Annotated in this window: 20 protein-coding genes, 1 tRNA gene and 2 pseudogenes; 10 read left to right on the forward strand and 13 right to left on the reverse strand. The window is 58.1% G+C overall.

Annotated elements, in window-relative coordinates; all coding sequences use genetic code 11:
* Positions 1-8: 8 nt before the first annotated feature.
* The 7 genes and pseudogenes from KDX37_RS24420 to KDX37_RS24450 all read right to left on the reverse strand — a co-directional run bounded on the left by KDX37_RS24420 (position 9) and on the right by KDX37_RS24450 (position 4,305).
* Positions 9-698 (reverse strand): PilW family protein, encoded by a 690-nt coding sequence (locus KDX37_RS24420; protein WP_231655618.1) that lies wholly within the window; start codon positions 696-698, stop codon positions 9-11.
* Positions 695-1,108, reverse strand: a complete 414-nt coding sequence (locus tag KDX37_RS24425) for a type IV pilus modification PilV family protein (protein WP_231655620.1) — start codon at positions 1,106-1,108, stop codon at positions 695-697. The genes KDX37_RS24420 and KDX37_RS24425 overlap by 4 nt, the downstream gene beginning before the upstream one ends.
* Entirely contained in the window at positions 1,092-1,562 is a 471-nt protein-coding gene (locus KDX37_RS24430; RefSeq protein ID WP_231655621.1) for a type II secretion system protein, read from the reverse strand. Before KDX37_RS24430 ends, KDX37_RS24425 begins: the two co-directional genes overlap by 17 nt.
* Positions 1,562-1,987, reverse strand: coding sequence for a type IV pilin protein (locus KDX37_RS24435; protein ID WP_406643280.1), 426 nt, complete (start codon positions 1,985-1,987; stop codon positions 1,562-1,564). The genes KDX37_RS24430 and KDX37_RS24435 overlap by 1 nt, the downstream gene beginning before the upstream one ends.
* A 328-nt stretch (positions 1,988-2,315) precedes the next feature.
* Positions 2,316-2,825 (reverse strand): methyl-accepting chemotaxis protein, encoded by a 510-nt coding sequence (locus KDX37_RS29880; protein WP_406643295.1) that lies wholly within the window; start codon positions 2,823-2,825, stop codon positions 2,316-2,318.
* Between the two features lie 63 nt (positions 2,826-2,888).
* A pseudogene (locus tag KDX37_RS29885) lies at positions 2,889-3,665 on the reverse strand (PAS domain-containing protein); the annotation flags it as partial.
* A 358-nt stretch (positions 3,666-4,023) separates the two neighbouring features.
* Positions 4,024-4,305, reverse strand: a complete 282-nt coding sequence (locus KDX37_RS24450; RefSeq protein WP_231655623.1) for a hypothetical protein — start codon at positions 4,303-4,305, stop codon at positions 4,024-4,026.
* A 134-nt stretch (positions 4,306-4,439) separates the two neighbouring features.
* Here KDX37_RS24450 and KDX37_RS24455 point away from each other — a divergent pair, with 134 nt between their 5' ends.
* Positions 4,440-4,589 (forward strand): hypothetical protein, encoded by a 150-nt coding sequence (locus tag KDX37_RS24455; protein ID WP_231655624.1) that lies wholly within the window; start codon positions 4,440-4,442, stop codon positions 4,587-4,589.
* A gap of 133 nt (positions 4,590-4,722) precedes the next feature.
* Here KDX37_RS24455 and KDX37_RS24460 read toward each other — a convergent pair whose 3' ends face one another.
* From KDX37_RS24460 to KDX37_RS24485, 6 genes are all read right to left on the reverse strand, one after another.
* Positions 4,723-5,409 carry a hypothetical protein gene (locus KDX37_RS24460; RefSeq protein WP_231655626.1) on the reverse strand — a complete coding sequence of 229 codons (687 nt, stop codon included), beginning with the start codon at positions 5,407-5,409 and terminating at the stop codon, positions 4,723-4,725.
* A gap of 233 nt (positions 5,410-5,642) precedes the next feature.
* Positions 5,643-5,718 (reverse strand) — tRNA-Phe (locus tag KDX37_RS24465).
* 101 nt (positions 5,719-5,819) lie between these two features.
* Positions 5,820-6,092 (reverse strand): oxidative damage protection protein, encoded by a 273-nt coding sequence (locus tag KDX37_RS24470; RefSeq protein WP_002555777.1) that lies wholly within the window; start codon positions 6,090-6,092, stop codon positions 5,820-5,822.
* A complete protein-coding gene (gene mutY, locus KDX37_RS24475) occupies positions 6,089-7,156 on the reverse strand; it encodes an A/G-specific adenine glycosylase (protein WP_231655669.1) in 1,068 nt (355 codons plus the stop codon). The genes KDX37_RS24470 and mutY overlap by 4 nt, the downstream gene beginning before the upstream one ends.
* A gap of 122 nt (positions 7,157-7,278) precedes the next feature.
* Positions 7,279-9,510 carry an AsmA family protein gene (locus KDX37_RS24480; RefSeq protein WP_231655627.1) on the reverse strand — a complete coding sequence of 744 codons (2,232 nt, stop codon included), beginning with the start codon at positions 9,508-9,510 and terminating at the stop codon, positions 7,279-7,281.
* A gap of 78 nt (positions 9,511-9,588) precedes the next feature.
* Complete coding sequence (locus KDX37_RS24485) at positions 9,589-10,017, reverse strand: acetyl-CoA sensor PanZ family protein (protein ID WP_231655628.1); 429 nt, start codon at positions 10,015-10,017, stop codon at positions 9,589-9,591.
* A 253-nt stretch (positions 10,018-10,270) separates the two neighbouring features.
* On the opposite strand from KDX37_RS24485, the gene KDX37_RS24490 reads away from it, so the two are divergent.
* From KDX37_RS24490 to hisF, 9 genes and pseudogenes are all read left to right on the forward strand, one after another.
* The gene (locus KDX37_RS24490; RefSeq protein ID WP_231655630.1) at positions 10,271-11,932 is read left to right on the forward strand and encodes an OFA family MFS transporter; all 1,662 of its coding nucleotides are present in this window, start codon (positions 10,271-10,273) and stop codon (positions 11,930-11,932) included.
* A 202-nt stretch (positions 11,933-12,134) separates the two neighbouring features.
* A complete protein-coding gene (locus KDX37_RS24495) occupies positions 12,135-12,608 on the forward strand; it encodes an Lrp/AsnC family transcriptional regulator (RefSeq protein WP_231655631.1) in 474 nt (157 codons plus the stop codon).
* Positions 12,609-12,803: 195 nt separating this feature from the next.
* Positions 12,804-13,430, forward strand: coding sequence for a YitT family protein (locus KDX37_RS24500; RefSeq protein WP_231655633.1), 627 nt, complete (start codon positions 12,804-12,806; stop codon positions 13,428-13,430).
* A gap of 25 nt (positions 13,431-13,455) precedes the next feature.
* Positions 13,456-14,651 (forward strand): annotated as a pseudogene (locus KDX37_RS24505) (amino acid aminotransferase).
* 245 nt (positions 14,652-14,896) lie between these two features.
* Complete coding sequence (gene hisB / locus KDX37_RS24510; protein ID WP_231655634.1) at positions 14,897-15,490, forward strand: imidazoleglycerol-phosphate dehydratase HisB; 594 nt, start codon at positions 14,897-14,899, stop codon at positions 15,488-15,490.
* A complete protein-coding gene (gene hisH / locus KDX37_RS24515; protein WP_231655636.1) occupies positions 15,490-16,128 on the forward strand; it encodes an imidazole glycerol phosphate synthase subunit HisH in 639 nt (212 codons plus the stop codon). Before hisB ends, hisH begins: the two co-directional genes overlap by 1 nt.
* Before the next feature lie 5 nt (positions 16,129-16,133).
* Positions 16,134-16,394: a DUF2164 domain-containing protein gene (locus KDX37_RS24520; RefSeq protein ID WP_231655637.1), complete on the forward strand. Its 261-nt coding sequence runs from the start codon at positions 16,134-16,136 to the stop codon at positions 16,392-16,394.
* Between the two features lie 98 nt (positions 16,395-16,492).
* Positions 16,493-17,230: a 1-(5-phosphoribosyl)-5-[(5-phosphoribosylamino)methylideneamino]imidazole-4-carboxamide isomerase gene (gene hisA / locus KDX37_RS24525; RefSeq protein WP_231655638.1), complete on the forward strand. Its 738-nt coding sequence runs from the start codon at positions 16,493-16,495 to the stop codon at positions 17,228-17,230.
* Between the two features lie 48 nt (positions 17,231-17,278).
* Positions 17,279-18,049: an imidazole glycerol phosphate synthase subunit HisF gene (gene hisF / locus KDX37_RS24530; protein ID WP_231655640.1), complete on the forward strand. Its 771-nt coding sequence runs from the start codon at positions 17,279-17,281 to the stop codon at positions 18,047-18,049.
* The last annotated feature ends 49 nt before the right edge of the window (positions 18,050-18,098 follow it).

Genomic DNA, 18,098 nt, shown 5'->3' on the forward strand with positions numbered 1-18,098 from the left:
TCATCCTGCTAGGTGTTCTGAAGATTGGGCAGGCAGACCGTGCTTATATTTTTGACGTACGGCGATTGTGGATCGGTGCTATTGGCGTCGGCCGTGCTGGTGAGCGCGGTCATGGTGACCTGAGCACGTGTTGTACCGCTGGTGGTGTCCGCCGTTTTACCGAAAGGCCAACAGCCGGTGTATTGAACGCTGAAAAAGTTCGCGGGCTGCCCCGACTCGATCAGCGGAGTGGTTGTCCAGGTTGTGCTGTTCCATTGCGAAACCTGCGTGCAGCCTGTAGCGCCTTGCAGGCGACTCAGTTGCCCGTTCTGCACCAATAGCCCGGCGCAGGTTGCGGTGCCGGTGCTGCTGGTTTTGTAGATCCAGACAATTGCGTTGCCTGTTCTGGCAGCGGTCGACAGCGTTTGTGCTGTACCACTCAGGGTGCCGTTGTTCAGTGCGGCACCGCTGACAAGCAAGACGCGGCTGGCGAGCGGCACCGCGTCAGGATCAATCCGGAATCCGGCATTGCGCAGTTCTTGCTGAGCGGTCAGCAGGCTGGCGGCTATCTGACCGTCCTGGCGGGCATCCTGAATCGACGAAACAGAGATCCCCACCATGTTCTTGTACAGCGAAAGCATGGCCAGAATGCTGACCAGCGAAAGGCTTGAGCCAATCATCAGGCTGATCAGGTTGAAGCCCTGTTGGGGTCGCCTCATGTTTCATCACCCACGCGGATGACCCCGTCGAACAGGCTGGTGTCTTCTGTGCGAGTGGTCAGGACCACGCTGCCCAGTGTGCTGCCACCTGTGACAGAGCGCCCACCGATGGTCACCGCAGTGGCGGCCGCGCAGGTGACGTTCAGCGGGACCGGCGCGGTTTGCGTCGGCAGGGTGATGGATGCCAGCGCAGTGTTGGTGCACAGCGCCTTGCCGTTGAGGGCCAGCAGATTGCGCATCTGGCTGACGGCGATGTTCTGTAGCTTCATGTCACGCTGGCTGACCACTGCCCGCGACGTGATGTAGGTGATGCCCAGCCCCATGATCGACATCAGCACAACGCCGATCAATGACTCGATAAGAATATCGCCACGCTGACGACGTCTGCCGGTTCTAAATGATGAGGACATTGAAAGCACTCTCATTGCCGACCGTCACATCGACACTGCTGGTCGCGCAGGCACTGCCTCCGGCGCTGGGCAGGCCTCGGCTGTTGAACGCGATGCAGCTCAGGTCTGAGCCGTTTGCCTGAAGCGTCGCTGACGCGGGCAATTGAGCGGTCCACAGAACGCCGGTGGTCGAAGCGCAGTTGATAGCACCGCTTTGAGTGGCGCCGAACAGCTTGAGCGCCTGGCCCGAGAGGCACAGTACTGCTGCAGAAGAACCTTCGGGCGCGGCTCCCGGATTACGCAGCGCGGTGGCTTTGGCGCGGCTGATTCCTTGCTTCAAAAGCCCCGCTGCGTCGCGCTGTTTCGCGCTGTCCATCCAGGCGCTTGTGAGTTGTACGCCCATGGTCAGCAAGAAGCTGAACACGGCCAGCGTGATCATCAGTTCGACCAGCGTGAAGCCTTTGCTGCGATTCATTACAGCCAGCCGCCGTTGTAAGGCGAACAACTGGCAATGGCGCGCACGTTGTCCTGCGTCAGCGTGATGCTGCAACCGTTGACCTTGCCAGAGCTGCCGGTGGCTTCCAGCTTGTAGGTCGTGGTGGTCGCGGTGGTGATCTTGTAGACGAAGGAGTCAGTCTGGCTGGGCTGCCAGGCCGATGCTGCGCTGGTGCATGTTCTGCTGCCGCTGCTGGACACGCAGCGTGTTTCGGCGGTGGTGCTGGCAGTGGTGGTTGGATAAACCAGCTGTTTCTGAAAGCGGTTTTCCAGCACCAGGCTCAGCGCGACCAGATCCGTCTGCGCGGCCTTGAGCTTGCTCTTGGTGATGTAGCTGTCATAAGCAGGTATGGCGATGGCGGCGAGAATCCCCACGATAGCGACCGTGATGATGAGCTCAATCAAGGTGAAACCGGCAGGTTTAAAAGCAGGGGCGGCGCGCATAGGGGCGGACATCACACGAAAGTATTAGTGCGATATTACTATGCCATCCCTGCATTAGGTACCCTTCGTCAAAGTGATTTCTGAGTTGGCCGGATTTATCCCCTTTGCGTCGATTTTGTCAGGAGATCGCGGGCAATCCTTTCTCTGACTCCAGTCCGGATCAGCGATTGCTCTGGTCTTGTATATACGTGCAGGGCTAAATACTTCGTTGGTGTAACTTATTGTTTTACTGGCTGTTTGCACTGATAAAAAAACCCGCACTCGGCGGGTTTTGGTTGTACAGAAACGTCTACTTGTATTTGCTCAATGTTGAAGACACGTCAGCCTCGTCCATTCGGTTGGCAAACATGCTGACAGCTTCTACCGCATCGCTGGCGCCGTCACGAATCTGAACGATCACCTGGCCCGCCTGATCGGCGAGCGTCACGCCACGAATGGCGCCTTCCTGCGTCGCGCTCATGCTCGCTACGGCTTCTCGCGTTTCGGCAAGGATCTTGCCGATCATCTCCGCGATTTCTGTAGTGGACCCGCTGGTGCGTCCGGCCAGTTGCCTGACCTCATCGGCAACCACCGCAAAGCCACGACCCTGATCGCCCGCGCGAGCGGCTTCAATGGCCGCGTTGAGTGCCAGCAGGTTGGTCTGGTCGGCAATACCGCGAATGGTGTTGACGATGGCCGTGATCTGCTCCGAGCGGTCGCCCAGTTGTCCGACCAGCTTGGCGGACGAACCGATATTATCGGCAATCTGGCGCATCTCGCGGGCTGTCTCCTGAATGACCAGAGTGCCTTGCTCGGCCACTTTCTCGGTTTCAGCCGAGATATGGTAAGCGCGTGAGGCACCGTGAGAGTCTGCTTCCTGCCGTTCAACCTTCTCGGTAATGTCGCTGGCAAACTTCACGATCTTGTAAAGTTTGCCTTCGGCGTCAAAGACCGGATTGTAAGTCGCTTCCAGCCAGACAATTCGGCCGTGTTTACCCAGGCGTTTGAACTGTCCACCGACGAACTCGCCCTGATTCAGCTTGCGCCAGAACTCGGCATATTCCGAACTGTTGACGAGTGACTGTTCGCAAAATATTTTGTGGTGTTTGCCCTTGATGTCGGTCAAGGCATAACCCATGACATTCAGGAAGTTATTATTGGCCGCAGTAACATGCCCGCCTGGATCAAACTCGCATACCGCCATGGCTCGATCAACGGCGGCAAGCTTGCTGTGAGTTTCGTTTTCAAGCATGACCTTGTTGGTTACATCCAACGCGTACTTGACGATTCTCAGCACTTTGCCCTGAGCGTCTACAACGGGGTTGTAGCTGGCTTCCAGCCAAACGTTCTTGCCCTGCTTGCTGACGCGCTTGAACGTGCCCGACATGTATTTGCCTGCGCGCAGTGATGCCCACAAGTCAGCGTACTCTCGGCTACGCACCACCTCTGGCTCGCAGAAATCCCGGTGGTTTTTGCCTGGAAGCTCTTCTGCCCTATACCCCATGGTGGTCAGAAAATTATCGTTTGCCCGAATGATCTTCCCGTCGAGCTCAAGCTCGACAACGGCCATTGATCGTTCGAGCGCGCCCATCAGTCCTTTGATTCCATCAACTTCGGCCTTCATGGCTGCCAGTTCAGTCTTGGTTTTTTTTCCGAACATAACCTGCCCCTGATGTTGTTTTTTGCAGACTATCGCTTGAAGGCTATCGACCCGGAATGTGGCGACATTAATTTGTCGAGCCGGCGATCTGATCAATGGTTATCAGGAATTCTGGCGTCAAAAATATGATCATGCAGGCAGTGGTGGGAACTGCTTTGGATCAGTGCTTGCAGGGGTAGGGGTGAGGTTGAGGTTGAGGGAGGACGGATGACATCGGTTGGCGACGGCGTAGTGTTGTAGCCAAATTCCAGACAAAGAAAAGCCCGCGATGGGGGAGCGGGCTTAAGGATTCACACTTGGGAGCAGCTCTACAATGCCAACCCGGCTGTGAAAACTTTGTGAAGAAATGGGCCTTTTTTTACTTTTTTTCAGGGGTCTGAATCGTATTGGTCACTTCCGAGGTCGGCACGAACGTTTTCGATTCTTCAGCAGCGGCCTCCTTGGACGACGCCTTGTCTTTGGCGGCCTCTTTGTTCTCTTTGGCTGCATCGTTCACTTTGTCCTGAGCAGATTCCATTTTCTGCTGGGCATTTTCCTGGTGAGCCTGAGCATCCTGTGCTTTCTGTTCGGATTTGCTGTCGCAGGCAGCCAGACCGAGCGTGGCGGCGATGATGAGGGCGGAAGCAGTAAACTTGAGCACGAAATTTTCCTAATCGAAGCAAATGAGTCGATTCGAGGGAAATGAGGTGGCATTAGTTCAATGATGTTCGGCGCAAACGCGGAACGTCATCGCGGCCAACTGATCCACCGAGAAAGGGGGCGGAGGCTGCTGCAATGGACGTTTTCAGAATCGAGTTCAACGACGGGCAATGGACGTTGCTTAAAGTCCACGGTTACAAACCTATCCTGCACGCCGATCATCAGGCAGCGCTTATCGAACATGTTCTGACAATGACCGGCGGAAAGGGCGCCGTCATCCGGTGAGATGCCCAAACCGGTGTTCGAGAGCTTAGAGTGGGGGAGTTCGAGGGTGAAAATTCCGGGTGACGCTGTTTCGCAACGCATCCCGTGAGCACCTGCGTTTACTCATGATCTCTGATGCCGCTCGCGCCGCTTTCTATTCTGTCGACTTGCCAATCTTTTTGGCGAAGCAGTTGATGGCTGTGCATACGCAGCCCGCTACCACGCCAATCAGCAGGAACGTCGCGGCACCTCCCACAAAGTGTGTCGGCCAGGCGAATGCTTGCGCCGTTGGGCTCCAGAAGGCCTCGAGAAGGTTGGGGAGGACAGAGAGCGTCCAGATCACCATGCTTGTGATCGTGCCTCCGGCAACGTAGCGCAAAGGGGTTCTCAGGTAACGTTCGATTATCCAGAGAACCGGCCATCCGACCAGCATGCTCAGTAATCCACCAACCATGAACGCGAAGATGAATGCTGGCACTCGCTCCTCAGGGCTCGCGAAGCTCAGCGCTGCGGCTGCGCCCAGTGTGAGCCCGCCTGACAGCGGAACGGCGTATACCCACCCTTGTTGTGGGCGAGGTAAACCGTCGTTGCGTTTGCTCAGGTGTTCGATGAAGGCGATGGTGATCAAAAACAAAAGACCGAGCAGGGTGCCGGCGCCGATTGCCACCGGGAGATCTTCAAGCGACGCGCCCGACAGCAGCCATACCAACAGGGCTTGTATCTGCGCGCTCAACAAATGAAGTCTGATGGAATTCGTGTTTTTCGCATCGCCACGCAGCAACAGTGGAATTCCCACCACAACCCCGATAATCGTCCCCAGCAAAAAGCCTGAGAACAACATCGAGTCATTCCAGCCCTGAAGTACGCCGTGCGCACTCGCGCTTACCAGCCCTGCGCACAACGGAACAGCAGCGAGACGAAGTGGCCGTCCCTCTTCGCCTGGAGTCATGTGTTCCTCCGTGTTGTCGCTGCCTTGGACGCCGGGACTACCAATCGACAGACAACAAAAAGCCCGCACGAGGCGGGCTTCTTGTGGGCTTTCAGATGATGCTGACACCACCTGAAATCAATTAGTGGTGCCCAGAGACGGAATCGAACCGCCGACACGGGGATTTTCAATCCCCTGCTCTACCGACTGAGCTATCTGGGCAACGGGGCGCATTAAACGTGTTTTTCAGGAGGTCGTCAAGCGTGGTATCGAAAAAAATTGAATTATTACCGTCGCTTACGACCTTCACTGCGTGAAACGCTTTATTTCTCGGGGGGAACGTAGCCTTCGGCCTGTGCGTATTCTTCGCCGGACAGGAACTTGTCCATCTCGGTCTGCAGGAATTTGCGGTCTTCGGCGTTCATCATGTTGAGGCGACGTTCGTTGATCAGCAGGGTCTGGTGCTTCTGCCAGTCAGCCCAGGCTTTTTGCGAAACGTGGTTGAAGATGTCTTCGCCTTTGGCGCCAGGGTACGGGGCGCGTTCCAGGCCTGGCAGTTCTTCTTTGTATTTGCGGCACATTACGGTGCGGGTCATGACGACTCTCCTGCGTTCAATACGTCGGCTGCGCGTTTGAGCAGCTTTTTCACCGGGGCGGCAAGGCCCAGGCGCGGCGGGGTGGCGAGGTTATACCAGAGCCAGTCATCCTCGGCCACGTGATGAGCGGACTCTTCGACCTGGACCAGCCAGGGTTCGATGCTTAACTGGAAATGGCTGAAGGTATGGATCAGGCCCGGCAGTTCGTGGTGTTTTCCCAGCTCCAGACCGTGTTGTGTCGCCAAATGCTGCAGATCATCGAAATGGTCCAGCTCTGGCAGGCTCCACAAGCCTCCCCACAGGCCGCTGGACGGACGACGATAAAGCAGAATCGCGCCGTCGCGGTTGGCGAGCATCGGCATGAGTGTGCGCTTCTGCGGGACGGTCTTGCGCGGTTTGGGAATGGGGTAGCGGGTCTCCAGACCCAGCATGTGCGCCTGACAGCCGCGTTCGAGCGGGCAGAGCAGGCAGCTGGGTTTGCTGCGGGTGCAGAGCGTGGCGCCGAGGTCCATCATCGCCTGGGTGTAATTGTTGACCCGGCTGTGCGGTGTGAAGCGCTCGGCCGTTGCCCATAGCTGCTTGGCGACCTTGGGCTCGCCCGGATAGCCTTCCTGCGCCGTGAAGCGCGCCAGAACGCGTTTTACGTTGCCATCCAGGATAGAGGCGCGAATGCCCATGCTCAGGCTGGCGATGGCGCCTGCGGTGGACAGGCCGATGCCGGGCAACTGAATGAGCTGTTCGACGTCACGGGGGAACTCGCCGCCATGCTCGGCGACGACAATCTTTGCGGTCTTCTGCAGGTTGCGGGCGCGGGTGTAATAACCCAGTCCGGTCCACAGGTGCAGCACTTCATCTTCAGGCGCTTCGGCCAGCGCCTGCACGGTTGGCAGGGCTTCCATGAAACGGTCGAAATAGCCGAGAACGGTGCTGACCTGAGTCTGTTGCAGCATGATTTCCGACACCCAGACCCGGTACGGCGTGATGCCTTGCTGCCACGGCAGGTCCTGTCGGCCGTGACGGTCGTACCAGTCCAGTACCGCGCTGGAAAATTGTTCGGGTTGCATGGTTTGGCGGGTTCTCGTCATTCAGGGTGTCGGTGAGTCGCAATGCAGCAGCGCGTAGGCCCCTGGCGAACGACAACGCAGTGTGTCAGACACACTGCGTTGTCGAGGCCTGTGCTGTACGCTTATCGTTTGAACAATCCCTTGAGTGCATCCTTGAGTTCCGGGCTGACCTTGTCGCCGAGTTTCTCGTCCAGCTTCTCTTCAAGTTTTTCGCTGATGCGGTCGCCTGCCAGTTTTGCGGCGATCTGGCCGATGCCTTCCTTGTCCAGTCGGCAGGCCTTGGCACCCAGCTCCAGCGGGCCGCGGCATTGCACAGGCCATTCGATACCGACGTAGCGTGGATTGATCTCGCAGGCCGGGTCAGGCATGTCGCTCTTGTCGCCTTCGATGATGATGCCGACGCGATAGTTCATGCCCAGGACGCGCAGGTCGATGTCACCGTTGCCATTGACCGTCATGCCCGGAATACGGACCTTGAGATCAGGGTTGCTGGCGACACCGTTACGCAGCACCAGGTTGCCGTTGAGCTGCTGGAACGGGGTGTCCTTGCCGCGTGGCTCGCTGGTCAGCGGCTTGCGATTCAGGGTCGAGATGCCCTGGCAAAGCTGCTGTTCCAGGTTGGCGTTCACCAGTACACCGTTGTTGAGCACGAAGCTGGCGGTGCCGTTGAGGCTGTCGATCAAGGTTTTTTCGCTGTTGCCCTTGCCCGTGAGGTCGCTGTTGAGGGTCAGCAGGCCGCGTACCGGTGGGGTCTGGCCCTGGCTTTCGAGGATGCGCTCGACCGGCACTTTGCTGATGCGGGTCTGCACGCCTATGACAGGCACATCAGCCCGTGCGTCCAGGTTGCCTTTGACGTCGAAATTGCCGTTGTAGAGGTCACCGCTCAAGGTGTCGAGTTTGATGACGCCACCCAAGGCCTGAGTCTTGAACGCGGCATTCGCGATCGGCAGTTTGTCGACGGTCAGTTTGCCAAAGCTCAGGTCGGCCTCGACGTCGAGCGTGCGCAGACGCTCCAGTGGCAGCAGTTTTTTCGTGCTCCAGGCGGCCTTGGTTGGCTGGTCGGGCAGCGGTGTGGTGCCAGCGCCTGCAATGGCGGCGGCTTCATCGCTCTGCACTTCGGATTTGCGGGCTGCCTTGGCGCCTTTGCTTTCTTCGGTTTCTGCCGGGCGATAGCGGTCTGCGTCGAAGGTGTCGCCCTTGAGCTGAACGCGTAGCGCCTGTTTGGCGAAGTCTTCCACAGCAATGCGACCGGTAAAGGTGCTGTCGTCCACTTTCAGGTTCAGGCCATCCAGCACCAGGCTGTTGGGCGTGCCGCTGAGGCGCGTGACCATTTCGACCTTGCTCAGCGCGCCTTCTGCCATGGCAGGCAGGGGTTGGCCGATGTTGTCGAAGAAGGTGCGCACGTCGAGTTGAGCGATGGACAGGCCGCCGCTGATCTGCGGAGTTTTGTCCAGATCGCGTGCGCGCAATTCGCCCAGAGCCCGCAACTGATTGGCCGAGACTTTAAGGCTGTTCCATTCGGCGATGTTGGCGGCAAGGTCAACCAGCAGTTGGCCCTGGGCCGAGAAGGTCACGATCTTGCCTTGCAGTGGTTCGCCCGCCACTTCGCCGGACAGGCGCATGTCTTCGAACTGATAGCGCTTGAGCACACGGTCCATGCGCAATTCGCCGACCAGCTCGGTCTTGGCGCGCACCACCGGCTGATTGGTGCTGAGGAATGCAGTCAGTTTGATCGGGATGTCGGACGCTTCGCGTATCGGTCCGGTGCTCAGCTGGATGCTTTCGGCCATGAAAGTCTGGCCTTTTCGGGCATCGCTGTAGTCCACACGGGCGTTGTTGACCGTCAGGCTGTCGATGTCCAGCCGCAGAGGTTGTGAAGGCCGTTCCGATTTGGGTGCGTCAGGCGTCGGGGCGGGCGTGGTTTCAGGTGTCGACCCTGACGTCGCCACTGCGGGCTTGCCGATGTCTTCCCAGTTGCCATGGCCTGTTTCATCGCGATGAAGCGTCAGGTTCAAGCCTTCGACGCGCACATCGCTCATCTGCACCTGACGGCGCAGCAAGGGCAGTACACGAACCGAAAGACCGAGCATCTGCACGTCGGCGAACGGCTTGTCAGGGGCGGTGAGCGTCGCGACATGGGCGTCGTGCAGTTCCAGGCCAAGCCACGGGAACAGGCTCCAGCCGATGTCACCGTTGAGCGTCAGCTCGACATTCGCCTTGTCGCGTGCCAGTTGTCGAATCTCGTCTTTGTAGTCGTTGGGATCAAACAGATGGGTCAAGGCAAAGCCGAGAGCCACGATGATCAGCAACAGCCCGAGAATAAACAGCCCCAGGATTTTGCCGAACGCTTTCATGGGCGAGTCCTTGTGTCGATGTTCAAAATTAGCCCACGAGTATACCGCTCTGGCGAGCGTCTCGGGCTCCGGATGCTCTTATGGCTGACACGTGCCTGATCCTGCAGGTTTTTCAAGCACGGTCGGCACATTGAGCCGGGCCGCCAGAGCGAGGACTTCGGGACGCTCGACGGTTGTCAGCAAGCGTAGTTCGCAGCCCGCCTCAAGGGCCAGTTTCTGAGCGTGGACGACGATTCGTTCGGCAACCCCGCGCCGGCGGGTCGGTTTGCGGACGCACAGATGCGACATCCACCAGATTTTTTCCGAGCGTTGCAACAGGGCTGCACCCAACAGACGGTCATTGAAACGGCCCGCCAGCAGTGCCTGTTCGGTCAGGGCGGTTTCGATCAATTGCGAGGCGTCGACAAAGGGCGCGAACAGATCGTCCGGAGCGTCACGATATATCTTTTGCAGGTCTTCCTGATCCTGATAAGTAGGCAAACTTATTAATTCAACTAAGACCGGCATGGGCATCCTTAACAGGTTAATTGATTGCATCTATGAGGTCATAGATGGGGCGGATTAAGTTGCAGATAAAAGGGTGTAACAAAATAGTTAATGCCCGTCAGTAAGTGATAATCTCCGCGTTCGCTGATTCAGGTGCGTCTTTTTGTCACGTATTTGAACAACCTGCCGATAAAACAGACATGGCCGCCTGGCATGGAGTCTGTGGCGGATCAGCGGACCATTCTGCAAGCTTTACACATTGGGGTTAATCATAATGAGCACAAGTACAGCCTTGGGCGGCAATGCCGCTCAGCCTGCGTTCTTGTCCAAAGAGCGCATTATTGCCAAGCCGGGGTTTAACCGCTGGCTTGTTCCTCCTGCTGCACTGGCCATCCATCTTTGTATTGGTATGGCTTACGGTTTCTCGGTGTTCTGGCTGCCGCTGTCGAAGGCAGTTGGTGTTTCGGCACCTGTCGCCTGCACACCGGACATGGGTTTCTTTGCACAGATGTTTGCATCGACCTGTGACTGGCAGATTTCCATGCTGGGCTGGATCTACACCCTGTTCTTCATCTTCCTGGGTTGCTCGGCTGCCATCTGGGGTGGCTGGCTGGAACACGCAGGCCCGCGCAAGGCTGGTGTTGTTTCGGCACTGTGCTGGTGCGGCGGTCTGCTGATTTCCGCGTTCGGTATTTATACCCACCAGATCTGGCTGATGTGGCTGGGTTCTGGCGTGATCGGTGGTATCGGGCTGGGGTTGGGCTACATCTCCCCGGTATCGACCCTGATCAAGTGGTTCCCGGACAAACGCGGCATGGCGACCGGTATGGCGATCATGGGCTTTGGTGGCGGCGCGATGGTAGGTGCACCGTTGGCCACGGCACTGATGGGCCATTTCGCTTCGGCTGACGGCGTGGGCGTCTGGCAGAGCTTCGTGGTGATGGCGGTGATCTACTTCATCTTCATGATCGGCGGTGCACTGGGCTACCGCGTTCCGCCAACCGGCTGGAAACCTGAAGGCTGGACCGCTCCAGCGGCCAAGGCCAAGAATGCAATGATCACCAACCGTCACGTGCATGTAAGCGTGGCGTGGAAGACTCCGCAATTCCGTCTGGTGTGGTTGGTGTTGTGCCTGAACGTATCGGCCGGTATCGGTATTCTGGGCATGGCGTCGCCATTGTTGCAGGAAGTATTCGCCGGCAAGTTGCTGGGCAATGATCTGACCTTCAGCCAACTGAATGCTGACCAGTTGAAAGCCATCGCCGCTATTGCAGCGGGCTTCACCGGTCTGTTGAGCCTGTTCAACATTGGTGGTCGTTTCTTCTGGGCTTCGTGCTCCGACTTTATTGGTCGCAAGGCAACTTACTTCGTGTTCTTCGCACTGGGCTTTTTGCTTTATGCGTCGGTACCAACATTGAGCCACATGGGCAGCATCGCGCTGTTCGTTGCCGCCTTCTGCATCGTGTTGTCGATGTACGGCGGTGGTTTTGCAACTGTTCCGGCCTACCTGGCTGACCTGTTCGGTACACAAATGGTCGGCGCGATCCACGGTCGTTTGCTGACTGCATGGGCTGCGGCCGGTGTGCTCGGTCCGGTACTGGTCAACTACCTGCGTGAGTATCAACTCAGCCATGGTGTTGCGCGTGCCGATGCCTACGACATCACGCTGTATATCCTTGCCGGTCTGCTGGTACTGGGCTTCATCTGCAACCTGCTGATTCGTCCGGTTGCCGACAAGTACTTCATGACCGACGCTGAGCTTGCCGTTGAGCAAGCCATCGGCCACGACAAGGGCACTGACGCTACCACTTCGCTGGAGTGGAAAGCAGCGCCAGGCAGCAAGCCGCTGGTTATCGCGGCCTGGCTGGCGGTCGGTATTCCGCTGGCATGGGGCGTTTGGATTACCCTGCAAAAAACCGCAGTGCTGTTCCACTAAAAGCCTGCCGGTAACCAAAAAGCGCGTGCACTTCGGTGCAGGCGCTTTTTTTTGCGTGCGTTTTGGCAGGCCGCCAGTCTTCGGTGCGTTGCGCGAGCGGGCGGAGGAGGCTGAGCGGGGGTGCCATGTGTGGCGTTCGCGAATCGTGCAGCGAAACTGGTAGGCTCGCGACCTATAGCCCTCAAGCGCGAGCGATTGACTCATGAAAGCAAATGAAATCGACGATTACGATCTGAAAATTCTGACTTTGCTTCAGGCCAACGGGCGTTTGACCAATCAGGAATTGAGCGATCTGGTCGGGCTTTCGGCCTCGCAGTGCTCTCGGCGCCGAATCAGCCTCGAGCAGGCTCACCTGATTCTGGGTTACCACGCTCGCATCGCGCCCCAGGCCATGAGCCGTGAAGTGCTGGCGATGGTCGAAGTGCGTCTGATCAGCCACCGTGCGGAACATCGGGAAGGTTTTCAAACGCTGGTGGCCGACCTCAACTCGATCATCGATGCCTACAAGACAACGGGCGATGCTGACTACACCCTGAAGGTCGCTGTGGCAGACCTTGAAAGCCTCAATCGACTGATGGCGCAGATCACCGCAGGTGACTGTGTTTCGCACATCAACACAGCGGTGGTGCTGGAGCGGTTGAAAGACAACAGCGTGGTGACAGCAACCGCGCACTGAAATAGTTCTCCGGCTGTTTTTTGTGCGTAAACAGTGCATTTTTTTCTGTATAAATGAAATAACAAAGCATTTATTTGACTTTGTTTGCGCGTAATGTTCTTTGCGGATAGATTGCTGCGCATAACGTGAGTCTGAACAGGAGTTCGGGTCGAAAACGGCCTTCACTCACTGATCATGAACTCAGCAGGCATCGCCATGACCACTCTTACCAACGCCCCCGACGGCCTCGATATGCGCCGTCACTCGATTCAAGAAGACGTGTTTGCACTGGTCATCGCGACCGTACTGGTTTCCTTCGGCGTGGCGCTGTTGCGTCAGGCAGGCGTGATGACCGGCGGTACGGCAGGTATCGCCCTGTTGATTCATTACACGTTCGCGCTGCCGTTTGGTGTCGCATTCTTCGCGCTCAACCTGCCGTTTTATTATCTGTCGCTGCGGCGGATGGGCTGGCTGTTCACGCTCAAGACGTTTTGCGCCGTGGGGCTGGTGTCGTTTTTCTCTGATCGGCATGCACTGTTCATACACATTGACCAGCTTCAACCTTTCTATGCCGCTACGTTAGGCAATCTGATTCTTGGGGTCGGTTTTCTGATACTTTTCCGCCACAGGGCAAGCCTGGGTGGCGTAAACATCCTTGCGTTATACGTGCAGGAAAAGTTCGGCTTCAAGGCGGGATGGCTGCAAATGGGTGTCGACATCTGCGTGCTCATGGCTTCCTTGACGTTCATCAGCCTGCCGATACTCGTCTGCTCTGTACTCGGCGCGGTGCTGCTGAACTTCATCATTGCGCAAAACCACAGACCTGATCGTTATTCGGCCTGATTTCATTATTTAAGGAGTTGTTTGAATGCTAGCCCACGTGGAGTCATACGCCGGTGATCCGATCCTTTCGCTGATGGAGACGTTCGGCAAGGATTCTCGCGCAGGCAAGGTCAATCTGAGCATCGGTTTGTATTACGACGCGCAAGGTCGTATTCCACGTCTGGCAGCCGCCGTCACGGCGCAGCAGCAACTGGCCGAAGGCGAGCAGGCGGCATCTGTCTATCTGCCAATGGAAGGCCTGGCGGCGTATCGCCACGCCATTCAGACCTTGCTGTTTGGTGCCGGGCATCCTGTCGTGCTGGCGGATCGAGTGGCGACGATTCAGACCGTGGGTGGCTCGGGTGCGCTCAAAGTTGGCGCCGACTTTTTGAAATACGCCTTCCCTGACTCTCAGGTCTGGGTCAGCGATCCAACCTGGGAAAACCACAACGCGATCTTTTCCGGCGCGGGCTTTGAGGTCCATGCCTACCCTTATTTCAATGCCCAGACCGGCGACGTCAGGTTCGACGCCATGCTCGCTGCGCTGCAAGGTTTGCCGGCGCGCAGCATCGTGTTGTTGCACCCGTGCTGCCACAACCCGACCGGCGCCGACCTGTCGCCTGCGCAGTGGGACCAAGTGGTCGAGGTCGTCAAGTCCGGCCAATTGATCCCTTCCTGGACATCGCCTATCAGGGTTTCGGCAAGGGCATGGACGAAGATGCCTACGCGATCAGAGCCATGACCAACGCCGGCGTTACTACGGTTATCAGTAACTCGTTTTCGAAAATCTTCTCGTTGTATGGCGAGCGCGTCGGCGGCTTGTCGATTGTGTGCGAGGACGCCGCGAGCGCTGCCAATGTGCTCGGCCAGCTCAAGGCAACCGTGCGCCGCAATTACTCCAGTCCGCCTGCTCATGGCGCCCACGTAGTTGCACAGGTGCTCACCACACCGCAGTTGCATGACCAGTGGCTGACCGAGGTCGAGCTCATGCGCGTGCGTATCCTCGACATGCGTACCCGTCTGGCCTCGGCGCTGGCGCAGAAAGTCCCGCAGCATGACTTCAGCTTCATCCTGCGTCAGAACGGCATGTTCAGCTACACCGGCCTGACCCCGGAGCAGGTTGATGAGCTCAAGAATGTGCATGGGGTTTACCTGTTGCGCAGTGGGCGCATGTGCCTGGCGGGACTGAACGAAGGCAACATCGACAAAGTGTGCGACGCCATCGCCAGCCTCTTCGTCTGACCTGATCTGAATGCACCTGCGAAAGGGCGGGACAGACCACGCTCTCTTGCTCGCGAAAGCTATGTTCCAGGCGCTGTCTCTTGCTTGAATGCATGGGCTCTTCGCGCGCAGGTTTGTGTTCATAGAATTTGCATATGACGACGATGCACAGTAAATCCCCTGTCTGTCGTCTGTTTGCTTCATGCGGGGCCGTTCTGGGCCTATAATGATCGCCTTTTTCGCCCAATGATTTTGCGGAGCTGGTGATGGCCGAACGTAAGGCTTACGTCGAGCGCAATACTCTGGAAACCCAGATCAAAGCCTCGATCAACCTGGATGGCACCGGAAAGGCCCGATTCGATATCGGCGTGCCTTTCCTTGAGCACATGCTCGACCAGATCGCCCGGCACGGGCTGATCGACCTGGACATCGAATGCAAAGGTGACCTTGAAATCGACGACCACCATACCGTGGAAGACGTCGGCATCACCGTAGGCCAGGCATTTGCCCAGGCCATCGGCGACAAGAAAGGCATCCGTCGTTACGGCCATGCCTACGTGCCGCTCGATGAAGCGCTGTCGCGTGTGGTCATCGACTTCTCGGGCCGTCCTGGCCTGCAGATGCATGTGCCGTATACCCGCGCCACCGTTGGCGGTTTCGACGTGGACCTGTTCCAGGAGTTCTTTCAGGGCTTCGTCAACCACGCGAACGTGACGCTGCACATCGACAACCTGCGTGGCCATAACACTCACCACCAGATCGAGACCGTCTTCAAGGCGTTCGGTCGTGCCCTGCGCATGGCTGTCGAGCTGGATGAGCGCATGGCCGGGCAAATGCCTTCCACCAAGGGTGTTCTCTGATGCAGACGGTTGCGGTCATCGATTACGGCATGGGCAACCTGCACTCGGTCGCCAAGGCCCTGGAGCACGTTGGCGCAGGTCGTGTGCTGATCACCAGCGATGCCAAAGTGATTCGTGAAGCCGACCGCGTCGTTTTTCCGGGTGTGGGCGCGATTCGCGACTGCATGGCCGAGATTCGCCGTCTGGGCTTTGACTCGCTGGTTCAGGAAGTCAGCAAGGACCGTCCGTTTCTCGGCATCTGCGTCGGCATGCAGGCGTTGCTCGACAGCAGCGAAGAGAGCGGTGGCGTGGACTGCATCGGCATGTTCCCCGGCCAGGTGAAGTTCTTCGGCAAGGATCTGCACGAAGACGGCGAGCACCTCAAGGTGCCGCACATGGGTTGGAACCATGTCGCTCAGGCAGTGGACCACCCGTTGTGGCACGACATCCCGGACATGGCGCGTTTCTATTTCGTGCACAGCTTCTACATCGACGCTGCCAACCAGCGTCAGGTGGTAGGGAGCGGCCGTTACGGTATCGATTTTGCCGCAGCCCTTGCCGAAGGCTCACGCTTTGCCGTGCAGTTTCACCCGGAGAAGAGCCATACCCATGGCCTGCAATTGCTGCAGAACTTCGCCGCGTGGGATGGCCGCTGGTAATCATCATGGCCAACGCGAAGAACAAACCCCCGATCCTGACGCTCAGCCCCGAGCAGGAGCAGCAGGCCATCGACAAGCTCAAACGGCTGTTTTCGCAGCGCTTCGAGATGGAGCTGGGTTCGTTCGAAGTCGCCGAAGTCCTTGAGCTGTTTACCCGGGAAATTGCCCCGCACTATTACAATCGGGCGATTTTCGATGTTCAGCAGCACCTCAAAGAGCGTTTCGAGAGCATCGAAAGCGATTTGTGGGCGCTCGAAAAAAACTAAATACAAGCAGCTTCAGGCCCGATGCCTGAAGCCGCAGGAATTGGTAGATACGCACATCTGCAACATGCAGCGTGCGGCTCTTTGACGAAGGAAAAAGCATGCTGATTATCCCCGCTATCGACCTTAAGGACGGCGCCTGCGTACGTCTGCGCCAAGGCCGCATGGAAGACTCCACCGTCTTTTCCGATGACCCGGTGGCAATGGCTGCCAAGTGGGTTGAGGGCGGTTGCCGCCGTCTGCACCTGGTCGACCTGAACGGTGCGTTCGAAGGTCAGCCGGTCAACGGTGACGTGGTCACGGCCATTGCCAAACGCTACCCGAACCTGCCGATCCAGATCGGTGGTGGCATCCGCTCGCTGGAAACCATCGAGCATTACATCAAGGCCGGCGTGAGCTACGTCATCATCGGTACCAAGGCAGTCAAAGAGCCCGAGTTTGTCGCAGAGGCGTGCCGCGCTTTCCCGGGCAAGGTGATTGTCGGTCTGGACGCCAAGGATGGTTTCGTGGCCACCGACGGCTGGGCTGAAGTCAGCACCGTTCAGGTCATCGACCTGGCCAAGCGCTTCGAAGCCGATGGCGTGTCGGCCATCGTGTACACCGACATCGCCAAAGACGGCATGATGCAGGGCTGCAACATTCCGTTCACGGCTGCGCTGGCAGCGGCCACGCGGATTCCGGTCATCGCGTCGGGTGGCATTCACAACCTGGGCGACATCAAGGCCTTGCTGGATGCCAAGGCACCGGGGATCATCGGCGCAATCACCGGCCGTGCGATCTATGAGGGTACGCTGGACGTGGCCGAAGCACAGGCGCTGTGCGATCTGGAACAGCGCTGAGCGTCCGTTGACGGAGCACGCGGTTCCCATTAACCGGAGATTGATTCAGTGGCCCTAGCCAAACGCATCATCCCTTGCCTGGACGTCGACAACGGTCGTGTGGTCAAGGGCGTCAAATTCGAGAACATCCGGGATGCTGGCGATCCGGTCGAGATCGCTCGTCGGTACGATGAGCAGGGCGCCGACGAGATCACCTTTCTGGACATAACCGCCAGTGTCGATGGCCGGGATACCACGCTGCATACCGTAGAACGTATGGCCAGCCAGGTGTTCATTCCGCTGACCGTGGGCGGGGGCGTGCGTACCGTTCAGGACATTCGTAACCTGCTCAACGCCGGTGCAGACAAGGTTTCGATCAACACGGCTGCGGTGTTTACACCCGAGTTCGTGGGCGAAGCCGCTGCGCGTTTCGGCTCGCAGTGCATCGTGGTGGCTATCGATGCCAAGAAGGTGTCCGGCCCGGGCGAAACCCCGCGCTGGGAGATCTTCACCCACGGTGGCCGCAAGCCGACTGGCCTGGACGCAGTGGAGTGGGCCATGAAGATGGAAGGCCTGGGTGCTGGCGAGATTCTGCTGACCAGCATGGATCAGGACGGCATGAAGAACGGCTTCGACCTGGGCGTTACCCGCGCCATCAGCGACGCACTGGGCATCCCTGTGATCGCCTCGGGCGGTGTCGGTAACCTTGAGCACTTGGCTGCCGGTGTGATCGAAGGCCACGCCAGCGCGGTGCTGGCGGCGAGTATTTTCCACTTCGGTGAATACACGGTGCCTGAAGCAAAAGCCTACATGGCCAGCCGCGGTATCGTCGTGCGCTGAGTCTGCAGCTGATTAAAACGAGCGCCCCGGCAGCCTGCCGGGGCGCTCG

It is taken from the genome of Pseudomonas californiensis, from assembly GCF_021147775.1.
Classification (GTDB): Bacteria; Pseudomonadota; Gammaproteobacteria; order Pseudomonadales; family Pseudomonadaceae; genus Aquipseudomonas; species Aquipseudomonas californiensis.

Excerpts from the sequence above, each read along its gene's own strand:
- hisB (WP_231655634.1), top strand. The coding sequence starts at position 14,897 with ATGGCCGAACGTAAGGCTTACGTCGAGCGCAATACTCTGGAAACCCAG.
- KDX37_RS24520 (WP_231655637.1), top strand. The coding sequence starts at position 16,134 with ATGGCCAACGCGAAGAACAAACCCCCGATCCTGACGCTCAGCCCCGAG.
- KDX37_RS24425 (WP_231655620.1), bottom strand. The coding sequence starts at position 1,108 with ATGTCCTCATCATTTAGAACCGGCAGACGTCGTCAGCGTGGCGATATT.
- KDX37_RS24455 (WP_231655624.1), top strand. The coding sequence starts at position 4,440 with ATGGACGTTTTCAGAATCGAGTTCAACGACGGGCAATGGACGTTGCTT.
- KDX37_RS24460 (WP_231655626.1), bottom strand. The coding sequence starts at position 5,409 with ATGTTGTTCTCAGGCTTTTTGCTGGGGACGATTATCGGGGTTGTGGTG.
- KDX37_RS24490 (WP_231655630.1), top strand. The coding sequence starts at position 10,271 with ATGAGCACAAGTACAGCCTTGGGCGGCAATGCCGCTCAGCCTGCGTTC.
- KDX37_RS24485 (WP_231655628.1), bottom strand. The coding sequence starts at position 10,017 with ATGCCGGTCTTAGTTGAATTAATAAGTTTGCCTACTTATCAGGATCAG.
- KDX37_RS24500 (WP_231655633.1), top strand. The coding sequence starts at position 12,804 with ATGACCACTCTTACCAACGCCCCCGACGGCCTCGATATGCGCCGTCAC.
- KDX37_RS24430 (WP_231655621.1), bottom strand. The coding sequence starts at position 1,562 with ATGAATCGCAGCAAAGGCTTCACGCTGGTCGAACTGATGATCACGCTG.
- KDX37_RS24470 (WP_002555777.1), bottom strand. The coding sequence starts at position 6,092 with ATGACCCGCACCGTAATGTGCCGCAAATACAAAGAAGAACTGCCAGGC.
- KDX37_RS24495 (WP_231655631.1), top strand. The coding sequence starts at position 12,135 with ATGAAAGCAAATGAAATCGACGATTACGATCTGAAAATTCTGACTTTG.
- hisA (WP_231655638.1), top strand. The coding sequence starts at position 16,493 with ATGCTGATTATCCCCGCTATCGACCTTAAGGACGGCGCCTGCGTACGT.
- KDX37_RS24480 (WP_231655627.1), bottom strand. The coding sequence starts at position 9,510 with ATGAAAGCGTTCGGCAAAATCCTGGGGCTGTTTATTCTCGGGCTGTTG.
- hisH (WP_231655636.1), top strand. The coding sequence starts at position 15,490 with ATGCAGACGGTTGCGGTCATCGATTACGGCATGGGCAACCTGCACTCG.
- KDX37_RS24420 (WP_231655618.1), bottom strand. The coding sequence starts at position 698 with ATGAGGCGACCCCAACAGGGCTTCAACCTGATCAGCCTGATGATTGGC.
- mutY (WP_231655669.1), bottom strand. The coding sequence starts at position 7,156 with ATGCAACCCGAACAATTTTCCAGCGCGGTACTGGACTGGTACGACCGT.